Genomic DNA, 13,981 nt, shown 5'->3' with positions numbered 1-13,981 from the left:
CCAACAGGTGAGGAGAAACCCCCCATGATGAAGCACTTACTCGTGGCCCTGGCCGTGCTGGGCACGCTGGCCGTGCCCGCGCGGGCCACGGCCGCTCCGGCGGTGCGCCTGCAGTACTACACGACCGCGCCCCAGCCCGCCGCACCGCAGGCGGAGCCCCTGTTCAACCTCGTCAACACGGGCACGACGACGCTCCGGCTGCGCGACCTGAAGATCCGCTACTACTTCACCGGCTCGGGACCCCACGTCTTCGCCTGCTCGTGGGCGCGGGCAGGATGCTCGCAGGTCACCGGCACGTTCGGCAACGGCTACCTGGAGGTGGGCTTCCGCGGCGGGACGCTGGCCGCGGGCGCCCAGACCCAGCTGGAGGTGCGCTTCCACCGGGCCGACTGGCAGTCGTTCAGCCAGAGCGACGACTACTCCTTCGGCGCCGTGCCGGCCTACACCGACTGGCCGAAGGCCACCGTCCACCTGGCCGGCACGCGGCTGTGGGGCGACCCGCCCACGACCGGGCCCGCGGGCGTGCTGTTCGACGACTTCGCGTACACCAGCGCCGACGACCCGCTCATCGCCGCGCGTAACTGGACGGTCCGCACCAACCCCGGCGGGCCGGGCGTGCCGGGAGCCACCTGGCCGAAGGGGAACGTGACCTTCCCGACGGCCGACGGCGCCAAGGTGATGCAGCTGAAGGCGACCAACGACGGCGTGAACGTCACCCAGTCGGAGATGCTGCACCAGCGCAAGTTCTTCGAGGGCACCTACGCCGCCCGGGTGAAGTTCAGCGACGCCCCCACCACGGGCGCCGACGGGGACGAGACGGTGCAGACGTTCTTCACCATCACCCCGCTGGACGCGCCGATGGACCCGGACTACGGCGAACTGGACTTCGAGTACCTGCCCAACGGCGGGTGGGGCCTGACCGGCCCGCTCATGTACATGACGAGCTGGGAGACCTACCAGCCCGACCCGTGGCTGGCCGACAACACCTCGACGTTCGTCAACTCCAGCCACGCCGGCTGGCACGACCTGGTCGTCCAGGTCTCCGGCGGCACGATCCGCTACTACATCGACGGCCGGCTCGCCGCCGAGCACGGCGGCAAGTACTATCCCGAGACTCCTATGTCGATCAATTTCAACGAGTGGTTCATCTCGGCCGGCCAGACCGGGCCGATGCGCACCTGGATCCAGCAGGTCGACTGGGTCTACCACGCCAAGAACGAGGTCGTCTCCCCCGCCGAGGTGAACGGCCGGGTCGCCGGCTACCGCGCGGGCGGCGTCACCTGGCAGGACACCATCTGACCTGAACCGGCCCGGCCTCCCGGGGCCGGGCCGGCCTTGCCCGTGCGCGTACCGGTGGAAGATCGTAGTGTGAGGCCGTTTCCGCCCCACACCAAGGATCTCCCCCATGACGATGACTCTGACCGAGGCGGGACTGACCCTCGCCGACCCGTCGGCCTACGCCGACGAGGCCCGGCTGCACCGGGCGCTCAGCCTGCTGCGCCGCGACGATCCGGTGCACTGGGTCGAGGCGGAGGGATACCAGCCGTTCTGGGCCGTGACCCGCCACGCCGACATCATGGAGATCGAACGCAACCATCCCGTCTTCCGCAACGCGCCGCGGCCGGTGCTGGCCAAGGCCGAGACGGACGCGCGGATGGCTCAGAGCCGGGCCGAGGGCACCGCCCTGCGGACGCTGATCCACATGGACGACCCGCAGCACCGGGTGACCCGCGCGATCGGCGCCGACTGGTTCAAGCCCAGGGCCATGCGCGCGATGGAGCAGCGGGTGCGGGAGCTGGCCCGGCAGTACGTGGACCGGATGAGCGAGTACGGCGGAGAATGCGACTTCGCCACCCAGGTCGCCACGCAGTACCCGCTGTATGTGATCCTCTCGCTGCTCGGCCTGCCGGAGTCGGACTTCCCCCGGATGCTCAAGCTCACCCAGCAGTTGTTCGGCGGCACCGACAAGGAGTTCCAGCGGGGCGGCACCACCGAGGACATCATGGCGACGCTGCTCGACTTCTTCACCTACTTCCACGGCCTGACCGCCGCGCGCAGGGACACCCCCACCGACGACCTCGCCTCGGCCATCGCCAACGCCCGCGTCGACGGCGAGCTCCTGTCCGACTACGACGCCGCCTCCTACTACGTCATCATCGCCACCGCCGGCCACGACACCACCAGTTCCACGATCAGCGGCGGCCTGCACGCGCTCATCGAGCACCCCGCCGAGCTGGCCCGGCTGCGCGACGATCCCGCCCTGCTGCCGGCCGCGGTCGAGGAGATGATCCGCTGGGTGACGCCGGTCAAGGAGTTCATGCGCACGGCCGCCGCCGACACCCGGGTGAACGGCGTGGCCGTCAAGGCGGGCGAGTCGGTGCTCCTGTCCTACCCCTCGGCCAACCGCGACGAGGCCGTCTTCACCGACCCGTTCCGCTTCGACGTCGGCCGCGACCCCAACAAGCACCTCGCCTTCGGGTTCGGCGTCCACTACTGCCTCGGCGCGGCCCTGGCCCGCATGGAGACCCGGGCCCTGTTCGCCGAGCTCCTGCCCCGCCTCGGCTCGATCGAACTCGCCGGAAAACCCGAGTGGATGTCGACCACCTTCGTGGGCGGCCTGAAGCACCTGCCGATCCGCTACCGCCTGAAGAGCTGACCGCCACGGCGCAGCGCCTCAACGGCTTCCTCCGGCACCTCGATCACGATGGAGTGGTAGCTCTCGATCCGCGAGACGATCTCCTCCCGGGGACCCTTCAGCCAGGCTTCACTGCCGTAGAACTCCTCCTCCTGCTCGCGATGCGCCTCAAGAGAGGCGAAGGCCCGGATGAGGTAGGCCTCCTCCTGGCCGTCCTCATCCACCAGCGACGCCCCGCTGTCCACGACGTCGATGCCGTACTGGCGCAGCAGAGGTACGGCCAGCGAGGCCATCGCATGGACGAAGTCGGCACGGGTGCCGGGCTTGAGGCGGTAGGTCCGGAATTCGAGAACCAACATGATGCTCCTTGTCACAGTACGAACAAGGAACATCATGTCGCGCCCGGGTCCGGCATTAGTCAAATTTGTCTAGTAGAGTGCTCGGCATGACCGGTGAAAAGACCGTGCCGCTGCTGCCCTGCCGTTCCATCGACGAGATCGCCGAGTTCTACGAGATGCTGGGCTTCACCAAGACCTACCGTCAGACCCGCCCGAACCCGTACGTGACGCTGAAGCGCGACGACATCGAGATCGGATTCTTCGGCATGCCGGACTTCATCCCGGAAGACTCCTACGGGAGTTGCGTCGTGGTGGTGCCCGACACCGGGGAACTGTTCGGCGCGTTCGCCGAGGGGATGCGCGCGGCGTACGGCAAGCTGCTGGTCTCCGGCATCCCCAGGATGACCCGCCCGCGCAAGCGGAAGAACGCCGACAACCATTCCGGATTCACGGTGATCGACCCCGGCGGCAACTGGATCAGATTCATGGCCGCCCAGGCCGACACCGGCGCCGCGGACGCGGACCCGCCGCTGACCAAGCTGGCCGCGTCCATACGCAACGCCGTGGTCATGGGCGACTCCCACGGCAATCACGACCAGGCCGCCCGCATCCTGGACACCGCCCTGCGCCGCGACCAGGACACCGCGACGCCGAAGGAACTCCTGGAAGCCCTGGCCTACCGCGCCGAACTGGCCACCCGGGCCGACGACCACCCCGCCGCCCGCGAGTTCCTCACCAAGGCCCGGCAGATCCCCCTCACCGAAGCCGACCAGGACACGATGGCCGACACCCTCACCAGCCTCAACGACCTCGCCGCCGTCCTGCGAACCTGACGGTTCCGCTGCCGGAAGCCGGGGCTCGACCGAGCGACCCGGATGGGAGCCCTGGACCAGCGTCAGGTCCGGATATTTCGCGTCAACCGCCGAGAGGAACGCGCCGCGCGATCACCGTCCTGCGGCTGATCCGCCAGCCCTGGCCCAGCCGCAGGACGGTGTCCTCGTAGGTGACGCTCCCGCTGGTGCCGTCGGCGTTGACCCCGATGCCCTTGGAACGAGCACGCACCCGCCCATCGGCCTCCTCGTTCAGGACGATGTTCGTGACGTGATGCCCGACCGGGTTCAGCTCCCCCAGCGCGCGCCCGGCGTCGGCGCAGGCCGCCACCCCTCTCAGGACCTCCTGCCCGAAGTCGGTCACGTCATAGAGCACGTCGGCGGTGAACACCTCGTCCAGGCGATCGAGCTCTCCGCTGTCGCACAGGTGCCCGTGCATCGCGATCAGGTCGGTGATGGCGACGCGGTCCTCGTAGGTGAGTGTCATGATGCGCTACGGTAAACGGGGAACTCCCCATTTAGCAACCGAGGAGCATCGGATGGCGGCCGGACGGCCACGCAGAGCGGACGCGACCAGGAGTGCCCAGGCGCTGCTCGCGGCGGCGCGGGAGCTCTTCGACGAGCGCGGGCCCGACGTCGCGCTGGACGAGGTGGCCCGCCGGGCGGGCGTGGGCAACGCGACCCTCTACCGCCACTTCCCCACCCGTCAGGACCTGATCGTGGCGGTGTACGCGAGCGAGGTCACCGCGCTGGAGGAGCAGGGCGCCACACTGCTCGGTACCGAACCGGCGGCGCAGGCACTGTTCACCTGGCTGGACGCCTTCGTCACCCACGTCGCCACCAAACGCGCGCCGGCCCTGGCGGGAACGGACACCGAGCGCCGCACCGAGCTGTTCGACCGGTGGCACAGCTCCATGCGGGCAACCGCCCAGAAGCTCCTCACCCGAGCCCAGCGGTCCGGCGAGGTGAACGCCGCCCTCACCACGACCGACCTGCTCACCCTGGCCAGCGCCGCCGCCATCGCCGCCACCGGCGCGGAACACGCACGCGAACTCCTCCGCATCATGCACCACGGCTTCGCGAGCGGCGAGTAGCGGCTCACCGGCTCAGACGCTGGGCCGCTTCGCGGACACCCCGGCGCGCGACGGCCCGACGCGTGGCGGCCTGGCTCGCGGCGGCGAGTAGCGCTTACCGGGTCAGGCGCTCCCGGGCGAGGGTCCAGTGCGGCATCTCGGCGGTCTCCTCCGCGTCCTCCTCGTACCAGCCCGTCTCCGCCAGCCAGGTCTCCAGCCAGCCGGTCAGGTCGTCGGCGTCGACGTACCAGGCGAGATGCTCGTCATCGTCGCTGCTCAGCCCGTTCGGCTCGTACAGCAGCACCGTGGCGCGCGCGTGCGCGCAGTCGATCGCCGCGTACATCCCGCACCCCCAGTCCAGCACGGGCAGGACGCCCGCTGGCCATCGTTCCTCCTCGCGGGCCGCGACGGCCTCGCGCAGGGAGAGCAGCTGGTAGTCGGGCCCGAACCCGCCGTCGGCCACCTCCAGGTAGAGGCGCCGCAGCAGGGGTGGCAGCGGGAAGCCCAGCTCACGCTCGGCCTGCCCGAGCTCGTCGGCGGTCGCGGTGGGCGGCAGGTCCTCTTCGGACGCCTTGGCGATCACCCGCCGGAGCAGATCGTCGGTCATGGCGGCCATCCTGGCAGCCGCCACCGACGGTTTCGACGCGTCGGCCGAGCCGCCGCTCGTCGCCCGGCGCGATCTCGAGGCAGGCCGCAGACCGACTTGACGGGGGTGCGAGGTTTCCCGCGAATCCACGCAGCGAGGACCCGGCCGGACCCCCGAGTGGATAGTCATGGGCTGGCCGGCCCCACCCTCGAAGGAGTGTCCTCATGCACGTGGCGATTGCGCTGTATCCCCGGTTCGCGGCGCTGGATGTGGTCGCTCCTTACACGGCACTGGCCTTCACCTCGGGATACGAGATCACCTTCGTGGCCGCGCGGCCGGGCCCGGTCCTCGATGACCGCGGCAACCTGAGTCTCACCGCGACCGCCGCCTTCGCCGACGTGCCCAGCCCCGACGTGCTGCTCGTTCCTGGCGGGCACGGCGTGGCGCGGGCCATGGCGGAGCCTCATCTCATCCGCTGGATCGCCCGAGCCCATCAGCACACCACCTGGACGACCTCGGTCGGCACCGGCTCGTTCCTCTTGGGCGCCGCCGGTCTGATCGCCGAGCGGCGGGCCACCACCCACTGGCACGTCCTCGACGAGCTGGCCGGCCTCGACGCCCTGCCCGTCGCCGAACGCCTCGTCACCGATGGCAAGGTCATGACCGCGGCGGACTTCAGCGCCGGGATCGACATGGCGCTGACCCTGCTCGCCGGCGTCGGCGGAGACGACACCGCGCGGGCCGTACGGCTGGCGCTGGGGCTTGACCACGCACAACCGCGCCCCAGCACCCCGGAGCGGCCCGACCTCGACCACGCCCGAGCCCTCATCACCTACGCCGCGCTGGACGGATGGCCGCCCGCGGCCCCGCACGACTAGCAGCCCACCCGAAGAGCTGTCCCCCGAGGCCACGGCATAGGGTCGATCCCATGCACAGCATGATCACGATTCGCGAGGCGGGGCCCGGCGACGGTGACGTTCTCGGTGAGATTCACGCCGTCTCCTGGGGCGTCTCGCACGGCCCGTTGTGCACGCCGAAGGTCGCCGCCGCCGGGATCGAGGAGCGGCGCGCCAAGTGGCACACCATCGTGGCCGAGGGCGGGGATCCGATCCTGCTCGCGCTCCTGGACGACCGGGCAGGAGCCTTTTCCCGCTTCGGCGCCTCCTCCAGCCCAGGACTGGCGGAGATCCACACCTTCTTCGCCCACCCGGACGTCTGGGGCAGCGGCTTGGCGGCGGCCCTGCTGACCGCCACCTTGGACCGGCTGCGGGAGGCCGGCTACGACCGGGTGCATCTGTGGACGCTCCGGGATTCGGCTCAGGCACGCCGCTTCTACGGCAAGCACGGCTTCGCCGAGACCGGCAGGCGGCACGACCACGACTTCGGCGAGGGCCCTCCGGTCGCCCTGATGGAGTTCGATCGAGCCCTCCCCGGACCCGCCCTCTGACGAGCCGGTCACGGGGTGCGGTGCAGGGCCGGGCGGCGGGCCCAGGTGGCCCATCGCCAGAGCCATTCGAGCGGCCCCTGCCGGAAGCGCCGCAGCCACAACGTGGACACCACCCACTGGGGCACGAGTACGGCTCCCGCGATCAGCACGACCATCCCCGATGACCACGCGTCCGGCGACCCCCCGAGCACGAGGGTGGCCAGCAGCACGAGCACGGTGGCGGTCAGGTAGTTGGTCAGTGCCATCCGGCCCAGCGGCGCGAACACCCGGTGCAGCACCGGCCGCAGCGGCGTACGCAGCAGGAGCAGCAGGCCGCACACGTAGACGCCCGCCGTCAGCAGCCCGGCCACGGAGAACCAGAGGTTGGAGCCGGTCGCGACCTGCAGCCACACGGCGGGCACCGCCCCCGCCGCGAAGAGCACGAACAGGACTGCCGGGCCGCGCACGGCGTGCTCCATCCGCTCGATCACGCCGTAGCGCGTCAGCGCCGAGCCCAGCAGGAACAGCCCGGGTACCAGCGGCACGCCGTTGCTGCCGAGGATCAGCGGCGTCGCGATGAGGACGGCCGCCAGCCCCGCGACGGCCCAGCGCGGCAGCCAGGTCGAGGGCAGCAGTACGACGAGGCCGGCGACGGCGTAGATGGTCAGGATGTCGCCCCGCCACAGCAGGAACATGTGCGCCAGACCTATGGCGGCCAGGACCAGGAGCCGCCGCAGCAGCAGGACGCGCGGACGTGGGGTGTGGCGGCGCGCCGACTCCAGCAGCAGCGAGAACCCGACGCCGAACAGCAGCGAGAAGATCGGGAAGAAGCGCTGGTCGACGAGCAGCCCCAGCAGGGAAGGCCCGCTGTCCGGATCGGCCGGCGCGGTGCCGCCCATGTGGGCGATCGGCTTGACGTTGGCGAGCAGGATGCCGCACAGGGCGAACCCGCGCAGCACGTCGAGCGCGGCGACCCTCGGCCGGCCGGAGGACGTCGCGGGGAGCGTTTCTTGTGACATGAGGCTTCATCCTGCGAGCCGGGTCCGGCCCCCACATCGGCGGAAAGCAGGGAAAGGGACCGTACCTTTGGCCGGTACAGCCCGGCGGGGTCCTCTTCTAGCCTGGGCGACGTGCGTGTTCCCGAACAGCTGAAGGCCGCGGGGCTCGGTGCCGTGCTGGCGGCGGCCGTGGCCTTCCAGGCGTACCAGGTCGCCGGCAGCTGGGGGCCCGGTCATGGGTTGTTCGGGGCGGCGGTGGCGGTCGTGGTGTGCGTGCTCGCTCTCGTGCGCGGGCTCAGCCCGCTGGGGACGGCGCTCGCGGGCCTGGCCGTCGCCGCGCTCGCCGTTCTCGCCACCCGCCTCGTCCCCCTGCCCGCCGAGCCCAGCCCGGCCACCTCGCTGGCGCTGGCGGTGCTCGTCGGCGCCGCGGTCAGGACGCTGCCCGTGCGCGTGGCCGGCGCCGTGGCCGCCGCCGGGCTGGCCGTGGTGGCGGGCGGCTTCCTCGCCGATCCCGGCTCGGCGGTGCCGCCGCTGAGCGCCCTGGCCTGGCTGGCCGCCGTGCTGCTCGGGCTGGCCCCCCGGCTGCTCGCCGCCCGCCGCCACACCGCGGCCGAGCGGGTACGGCAGGCCGAACGCCTGGAGCTGGCCAGGGAGCTGCACGACGTCGTCGCCCACCACATCACCAGCATCGTGCTCCAGGCCCAGGCCGCCCAGCTCGTCACCGCCAAGCATCCGGAGAAGACCCCCGGCTCCCTGGCCGGCATCGAGTCGGCGGGCACCGCGGCGCTGGCCGCCACCCGGCGCGTGGTGGGCCTTCTGCGCGAGGCCGCCCCGGCCGGCGAGGGCCATGAACGGCTCGGCGAGCTGATCGAGGGCTTCGCCGGCCAGGGCCGCCGGACGTACCTGCGGATGGACGCGGAACCGTCCGGCTGGCCGCCGGAGGTGAGCAGTACCGTGTACCGGATCGTGCGGGAGGCGCTGACGAACGTCGCCCGGCACGCGCCGCACGCGCGCGCGGTCACCGTCGGCATCAGCGAGGACGACCGGGCGGTGACCGTCGCGGTCGAGGACGACGCGCCGCAGGCGCCCGCCCGCCGCTACCGCCGTCCCGGGTACGGGCTGATCGGGATGCGCGAGCGCCTCGAAGCGCTCGGCGGCACGCTGACGGCCGGGCCCCGGCCCGGCCGCGGCTGGTCCGTCCACGCCGTCATCCCGACCGGCGGACGCCGATGACGCCGCCCATCCGGGTGCTGCTGGCCGACGACCAGGAGATGATCAGGGCCAGCCTGCGGATCATCCTGGAGGACCAGCCCGGCATCATCGTGGTCGCCGAGGCCGCCGACGGCGTGGAGGCGATCGAGCAGGCGCGCCGGACGCTGCCGGACGTGTGCCTGGTGGACGTCCAGATGCCCCGCCTGGACGGGATCGGGGTGGCCCGCGCGCTGGCCGGCGCGCCGACGCGGGTGGTCATGGTGACCACGTTCGACCTGGACGAGTACGTCTACGGGGCGTTGCGGCTGGGGGCCGCCGGGTTCGTGCTGAAGGACGCGGGTCCCAAGCTGCTCGTGGAGGCGGTGCGGGCCGCGTACACGGGGGACGCGCTCATCTCGCCGTCGATCACGCTGCGGTTGCTGCGCCATCTGGCCGAACGCGGGGCGCGGGCAGGGGCGCGGGTGCCGGTACGGCCGCTGACCGCGCGGGAGGCCGAGATCGTCCGGGCGATCGCCAGGGGGCGTACCAACCAGGAGATCGCCGATGAGCTGTTCCTGTCGCTGAGCACCGTCAAGGGGTATGTGTCGGGCATCCTGGACAAGCTCGGCGTCCGCGGGCGGGTCGGGATCGTGGCCTGGGCCTGGGAGAGCCGCCTCATGGACGGCTCCTAGTCGGTGGGCTCGGCGTCGGGCTCCACGTCCGGGCTCTCCTGTTCGGCGGCCTCGCGCCGCTCCTCCCGCACCTTCCGCTCGGGATCGGGCGGGGGGTCGATCGGCTCCGCCGGGATCGGGCGCGGTGTGTCCCGTACTTCGACGCCGGCGCGCTCGACCCGCATGTCGCTCTCGCCGTTGACCCGACCGACGGCTTCGGGAAGGTCTTCGGGCTCTCGTTCGTCCATGCCGCTCATCTGCCCGGACGGCTCGCGCCAAACCTCCGGCAGGGGCGGGTGCGGCCGCCCCTGCCGATGGTCAGCGGCCGGGGCGGCCGCAGCTGTCCTGGGCGCCGGTGTTACGGCTGCGGATCTGCCACGACTCCCCGACCCCGGTGTACGTCTTGTTGTTGAACTTGACGGCCTTGCGCGGCGCTCCCGAGTTCCCCCAGTCCGCGGTCTTCCCGTAGGAGGCCGCCTGCTCGTAGTGCAGGTGGTTCACGCCGTTGGCGGTCGGACCGCTGCGGCCGACCTCGCCGATCTTCTTGCCCATCGGCACCGTCTGGCCCACCTTCACGCTGCGCTTCTTCAGGTGAAGGTAGGTCGTGAACCAGTCCTTTCCGGTCTTGAACGTGTGCCGGATCTGCACGACGTGCCCGGCCTGGTCGTCCTTGTAGGCAAGGACGACCTTGCCCGATGCGGACGCGCGTACCCACTGCCCATATGTCGAGGGCTTGTTGGTGTTGTGGTCGCCCAGCCAGAAATCGAGCGCCGGGTTGTGGTCTCTGGTCGACGCCTCCGCGTACCATTTCTGGTTGCAGGTGAAAGGCATCTGGAACTTGGGCCGCTTGACCGTCTTCCGCAGGTCGGCCGACTGCTCGGCCGCCTGCGGGGCCGCGGTCTCCGTCCGCTGCTCAGAGGCCTGCGCGGGGGCCGCCACTGCCAGCACGGCGGCCACGCCGACGGCGAATTTCAGAAACATGGGAAGCTCCTTCGAAACCGGGGAGATCAGGCTGATTTCCCGTTGGTGAAGGACACTATGAATAAGCGCTTTGGATTCCCTGTCGATGCGTTATATCCGGGGACCCTGAAAGCTTCCAGGTATACAGAATGTTCGCGAAAAGTCAGAGGACTGCGCGCAGGGCGGGGAGGAAACCGCCTGCGTCGTCGGCGAAGCCGGTGTGGTCGCCGGGGAACACGACCGGCTCGATGCCCAGGGCGGCGCCGAGGGCGCGGGAGGTACGGTCGCACAGTTGCCCGGCCGACTCCTCGCCGATGCCGATCACCAGGCGCGGGGCCGCGCGCAGCAGGTCCAGGTCGGGCGCCCAGTGGGTGGTGCCGTGCAGCTCGTGGGCGAACCAGCGCCGCTCGTCGGCCACGTCCTGCGGGTCGCGCTCGCCGCCGAACATCATCTCCAGCGCCTCGTCGGGCACCGTGATGCCGGCCTGCGCCATGAACTTCGCCCACGCGCCGACCGCGTCGCCCCCGAGGTAGGTGGCGATGAGCTCGCCGGTCTGGGCGTGGAGCTTGTCGCGGTCCTCCAGGAGTTCGACGAGCGGGGGCTCGTGGGCGATGACCGCGCGCAGCTGCTCCGGGTGGGTCTGGGCGAGGGCGAGGGCGGTGATCGCGCCGCCGCTGGAGCCGAAGACCACGGCGGGACCGGCGTCCACGTGGGCCAGCAGGCGTGACAGGTCGCCAGCGCGCAGTTCCGGCGTGGAGTCCTGGGCGGGGTCGTCGAGCAGGCTGCGCTTGATGCCGCGCGGGTCGGCGGTGAGCACGGTGTGGTCGGTGGCCAGCAGGTCGGCCAGCGGGGCGAAGGAGTCGGCGTCCATCGGGGCGCCGGCGAGGGCGACGAGCGGGCCCTGGCCGCGTACCTCGAAGTGCAGGCGGGCGCCCGGGGTGCCGAGAGTGCCGACGGTCATGATGTCCTCCTGTTTACGGTGGCCCTGAGGGGCCGGTGGTGGGTCGCTGCCGCGGAGACCGCGTTCAGCAGGGGTGGTGCAGCGGTGGCCACGAGCAGCGCGAGCGCCGCCGGGATCACCAGGGCGAGGGGCAGCGTCGCCGCCGTGGCGACGTAGCCGATGAGGGCGGGTCCGACGAGGCCACCGCCGTAACTGATGGTGGTGACCGCCGACAGGCGGCGGGCCGCGCCGTCGGCGGCGCCGAGCAGACTGGCCACGATCGGCCAGACGACGGCCATGCCGGCGCCGGCCAGCGCCCAGCCGGCCATCGCGCAGCCCACCCGCGCCGCCGCGCCGAAGGGCAGGACGCCCACGAGCAGGACGAGGCCGTAACCGGCGGTGGCGGTCACGCCGCACAGCCGGATCGTGGTGCGGACGCCGAGCCGGGTGCGCAGCGCGTCCCCGGCGAAGCGGACGAGTGTCATCGCGACGAAGAAGACGGTGTACACGAGCGAGCCGGTGGCGGGATCGGCGCCCAGGACGCGGGTGGCGTGCACCCCGGCCCAGTCGGTGGCGGCGCCCTCGGTGATGAAGGCCGCCGCGCCGACCACGCCCAGCATCACCATGATCCCGGGCCGCGGCGGAGCGGGCCGCGCGTGCCCGGCGGGCTGAGGGACGAGGCGCAGGGGTGGCTCCGGGATGCCTTTGACCCCCAGCAAGGCCACGGCCAGGATGATCGCGCCCGTGCCCATCAGCACCCGCACGTCCGCCCCGGCCCGCAGGGCCGCGGTGATGACCGCGCCGCCTGCCACGGCCCCGAGCGTCCACGTCCCGTGCACCGTGGCCATGACCGGCCGGGCGAGGGAACGCTCCACCGCCGTCGCCTGGAGGCTCAGGGCCACGTTGAGCAGCCCGAACAGCATGCCGAGCACGACCGCCGAGATCATCAGCGTGCCGGCCCCGCCGGCCAGCGCCGGGCCGGCCAGCCCGAGCCCCGCCGCCGGAGCGCAGATCCGGAGCAGGCGCCGCCCCGTCCACCGCTCGGCCAGCCGTCCGGCCACCGGCATGGCCACGAGGGCGCCGACGGCCAGCGCCATCAGCAGCCCGCCGAGCCGTCCCGGCCCGAGTTCCAGGCGGGCGTCGGTGGCCGGGAGCGTGGCGCCCCACAGCGCGTTCATCACACCGGTCAGCCCGTAGGCCATCATGATCGTCCCTCGTCCCGCCATGCCTCGATCCTGGCGGCGGCCCTCGCCTGGGGTCCAACACCTGTTCGAAGGTGATTCACGCGCCAGCTGCGTTAATCGGGTAGGAAGGAGGGGTGCCTGACGACGTGGAGATCCGGCTGTTGCGCCACTACGTGGCCGTGGCCGAGGAGTTGCACTTCAGCCGAGCCGCCCAGCGTCTGTTCGTGGCGCAGCAGGCACTCAGCCGCGACGTCAGGCGGCTGGAGGACCGGGTGGGCCGCCGGCTGCTGGAGCGCACGACCCGCAAGGTCACGCTCACGGCGGAGGGCCGCCTGCTGCTGACGCGGGCGCGGGAGATCCTGGGGCTGTTCGACACGACCATGATCGAACTGCGCGGCCAGCCCCGGTCGCTGACCGTCGACGTGGTCGGCTCCGGCCTCACGCCCGCGCTGGTGCTGGCCGCGGCGCGCGGGCGGGCGCCGGGGGTGGAGTTCTTCGCCCGCTTCCACAGCGGCGCGGAGGCCGCGGTGCCGCTGCTGCTGGACGGGCGGCTGGACGTCACGTTCGGCCGCAGTCCCGGCCTCCTGGACGGGGTACGGCAGCGCCCGGTCCGCCACGAGCGCATCGCGGTGCTGGTGCCCGAGCGGCATCCGCTGGCCGCGCTGCCGGCCGTACCGCTGGAGTCGTTGCGCGGCACCAACCCGTGCATCCGCGCGGGCGACCACGCGACGCCCGGGTGGGAGCACGCGCTCCTGCAGTTGCTGGCGCCCTTCGGCGTGGACCCCGCGCTCGCCCACCCGCACGTGCGGGGCGGCGACGAGCTCGCGCAGCACATCCGTGACCGCGACGCGCCCATCCTCACGTTGACCACGCAACCTGACATTCCGGGCGCGGTCCTGCGGCCGCTCGTGGATCCGGTCGCGGTGTTTCCCTGGATGATGATCTGGCGTTCCGACGGCGACCATCCGGGCCTGCGCGCCCTGCGCGAGGCCGTGGACGACCTGGCCACGGCCCATGACTGGCTGGCCCCGCCCGGCGACGCCTGGTTGCCGGAACCCGAGGCGAGCCTGCCCGCCCAGCCCCTGCGCAACCCGCTCTGAGTACGGGGTTACTCATGTTTCCGGACGTGACGCCCCCGACAGTCACAGG

Annotated in this window: 17 protein-coding genes; 9 read left to right on the top strand and 8 right to left on the bottom strand. The window is 71.9% G+C overall.

Going from position 1 to position 13,981, the window contains the following annotated elements; all coding sequences use genetic code 11:
• The first annotated feature begins 24 nt into the window (after positions 1–24).
• Both ACFWYW_RS21635 and ACFWYW_RS21630 read left to right on the top strand, forming a co-directional pair.
• Positions 25–1,299, top strand: coding sequence for a cellulose binding domain-containing protein (locus ACFWYW_RS21635; RefSeq protein ID WP_379641036.1), 1,275 nt, complete (start codon positions 25–27; stop codon positions 1,297–1,299).
• A 106-nt stretch (positions 1,300–1,405) separates the two neighbouring features.
• Positions 1,406–2,656: a cytochrome P450 gene (locus ACFWYW_RS21630; RefSeq protein ID WP_379622929.1), complete on the top strand. Its 1,251-nt coding sequence runs from the start codon at positions 1,406–1,408 to the stop codon at positions 2,654–2,656.
• Here ACFWYW_RS21630 and ACFWYW_RS21625 read toward each other — a convergent pair.
• The gene (locus ACFWYW_RS21625; protein WP_379622931.1) at positions 2,638–2,994 is read right to left on the bottom strand and encodes an NIPSNAP family protein; all 357 of its coding nucleotides are present in this window, start codon (positions 2,992–2,994) and stop codon (positions 2,638–2,640) included. The genes ACFWYW_RS21630 and ACFWYW_RS21625 overlap by 19 nt on opposite strands.
• Positions 2,995–3,080: 86 nt before the next feature.
• Here ACFWYW_RS21625 and ACFWYW_RS21620 point away from each other — a divergent pair, with 86 nt between their 5' ends.
• Positions 3,081–3,806: a VOC family protein gene (locus tag ACFWYW_RS21620; RefSeq protein WP_379622933.1), complete on the top strand. Its 726-nt coding sequence runs from the start codon at positions 3,081–3,083 to the stop codon at positions 3,804–3,806.
• 82 nt (positions 3,807–3,888) lie between these two features.
• On the opposite strand, the gene ACFWYW_RS21615 is transcribed toward ACFWYW_RS21620, so the two are convergent.
• Positions 3,889–4,290 (bottom strand): nuclear transport factor 2 family protein, encoded by a 402-nt coding sequence (locus ACFWYW_RS21615; protein ID WP_379622935.1) that lies wholly within the window; start codon positions 4,288–4,290, stop codon positions 3,889–3,891.
• A gap of 52 nt (positions 4,291–4,342) precedes the next feature.
• Between ACFWYW_RS21615 and ACFWYW_RS21610 the strand changes: the two genes are divergently transcribed.
• Positions 4,343–4,897 (top strand): TetR/AcrR family transcriptional regulator, encoded by a 555-nt coding sequence (locus ACFWYW_RS21610; protein WP_379622937.1) that lies wholly within the window; start codon positions 4,343–4,345, stop codon positions 4,895–4,897.
• 94 nt (positions 4,898–4,991) lie between these two features.
• Here the strand turns inward: ACFWYW_RS21610 and ACFWYW_RS21605 are convergent, their stop codons facing one another.
• Positions 4,992–5,483 carry an SMI1/KNR4 family protein gene (locus ACFWYW_RS21605; protein ID WP_379622939.1) on the bottom strand — a complete coding sequence of 164 codons (492 nt, stop codon included), beginning with the start codon at positions 5,481–5,483 and terminating at the stop codon, positions 4,992–4,994.
• 203 nt (positions 5,484–5,686) lie between these two features.
• Between ACFWYW_RS21605 and ACFWYW_RS21600 the strand changes: the two genes are divergently transcribed.
• Entirely contained in the window at positions 5,687–6,340 is a 654-nt protein-coding gene (locus tag ACFWYW_RS21600; RefSeq protein WP_379622941.1) for a DJ-1/PfpI family protein, read from the top strand.
• Between the two features lie 50 nt (positions 6,341–6,390).
• Positions 6,391–6,909, top strand: a complete 519-nt coding sequence (locus ACFWYW_RS21595) for a GNAT family N-acetyltransferase (RefSeq protein ID WP_379622943.1) — start codon at positions 6,391–6,393, stop codon at positions 6,907–6,909.
• A gap of 8 nt (positions 6,910–6,917) precedes the next feature.
• Here the strand turns inward: ACFWYW_RS21595 and ACFWYW_RS21590 are convergent, their stop codons facing one another.
• Entirely contained in the window at positions 6,918–7,907 is a 990-nt protein-coding gene (locus ACFWYW_RS21590; protein WP_379622945.1) for a DUF418 domain-containing protein, read from the bottom strand.
• A 111-nt stretch (positions 7,908–8,018) separates the two neighbouring features.
• On the opposite strand from ACFWYW_RS21590, the gene ACFWYW_RS21585 reads away from it, so the two are divergent.
• Together ACFWYW_RS21585 and ACFWYW_RS21580 are read left to right on the top strand one after the other, a co-directional pair.
• Positions 8,019–9,119, top strand: a complete 1,101-nt coding sequence (locus tag ACFWYW_RS21585) for a sensor histidine kinase (protein ID WP_379622947.1) — start codon at positions 8,019–8,021, stop codon at positions 9,117–9,119.
• Positions 9,116–9,769: a response regulator gene (locus ACFWYW_RS21580; protein WP_379622950.1), complete on the top strand. Its 654-nt coding sequence runs from the start codon at positions 9,116–9,118 to the stop codon at positions 9,767–9,769. Before ACFWYW_RS21585 ends, ACFWYW_RS21580 begins: the two co-directional genes overlap by 4 nt.
• Here the strand turns inward: ACFWYW_RS21580 and ACFWYW_RS21575 are convergent.
• The 4 genes from ACFWYW_RS21575 to ACFWYW_RS21560 all read right to left on the bottom strand — a co-directional run bounded on the left by ACFWYW_RS21575 (position 9,766) and on the right by ACFWYW_RS21560 (position 12,874).
• Positions 9,766–9,996, bottom strand: a complete 231-nt coding sequence (locus ACFWYW_RS21575) for a hypothetical protein (RefSeq protein WP_379622952.1) — start codon at positions 9,994–9,996, stop codon at positions 9,766–9,768. The genes ACFWYW_RS21580 and ACFWYW_RS21575 overlap by 4 nt on opposite strands.
• A gap of 70 nt (positions 9,997–10,066) precedes the next feature.
• The gene (locus tag ACFWYW_RS21570; protein WP_379622954.1) at positions 10,067–10,729 is read right to left on the bottom strand and encodes a M23 family metallopeptidase; all 663 of its coding nucleotides are present in this window, start codon (positions 10,727–10,729) and stop codon (positions 10,067–10,069) included.
• A 142-nt stretch (positions 10,730–10,871) separates the two neighbouring features.
• The gene (locus ACFWYW_RS21565; protein WP_379622956.1) at positions 10,872–11,669 is read right to left on the bottom strand and encodes an alpha/beta fold hydrolase; all 798 of its coding nucleotides are present in this window, start codon (positions 11,667–11,669) and stop codon (positions 10,872–10,874) included.
• On the bottom strand, positions 11,666–12,874 hold the full coding sequence (locus ACFWYW_RS21560) for an MFS transporter (RefSeq protein WP_379622958.1): 1,209 nt from the start codon (positions 12,872–12,874) through the stop codon (positions 11,666–11,668). The genes ACFWYW_RS21565 and ACFWYW_RS21560 overlap by 4 nt, the downstream gene beginning before the upstream one ends.
• A gap of 92 nt (positions 12,875–12,966) precedes the next feature.
• On the opposite strand from ACFWYW_RS21560, the gene ACFWYW_RS21555 reads away from it, so the two are divergent.
• On the top strand, positions 12,967–13,932 hold the full coding sequence (locus ACFWYW_RS21555) for a LysR family transcriptional regulator (protein WP_379622961.1): 966 nt from the start codon (positions 12,967–12,969) through the stop codon (positions 13,930–13,932).
• Positions 13,933–13,981 lie beyond the last annotated feature (49 nt).

Source organism: Nonomuraea sp. NPDC059023 (assembly GCF_042740095.1).
Classification (GTDB): domain Bacteria; phylum Actinomycetota; class Actinomycetes; order Streptosporangiales; family Streptosporangiaceae; genus Nonomuraea.
The sequence above is the reverse complement of the archived record's forward strand: the minus strand, read 5'-3'. Positions and strand labels throughout refer to the sequence as shown.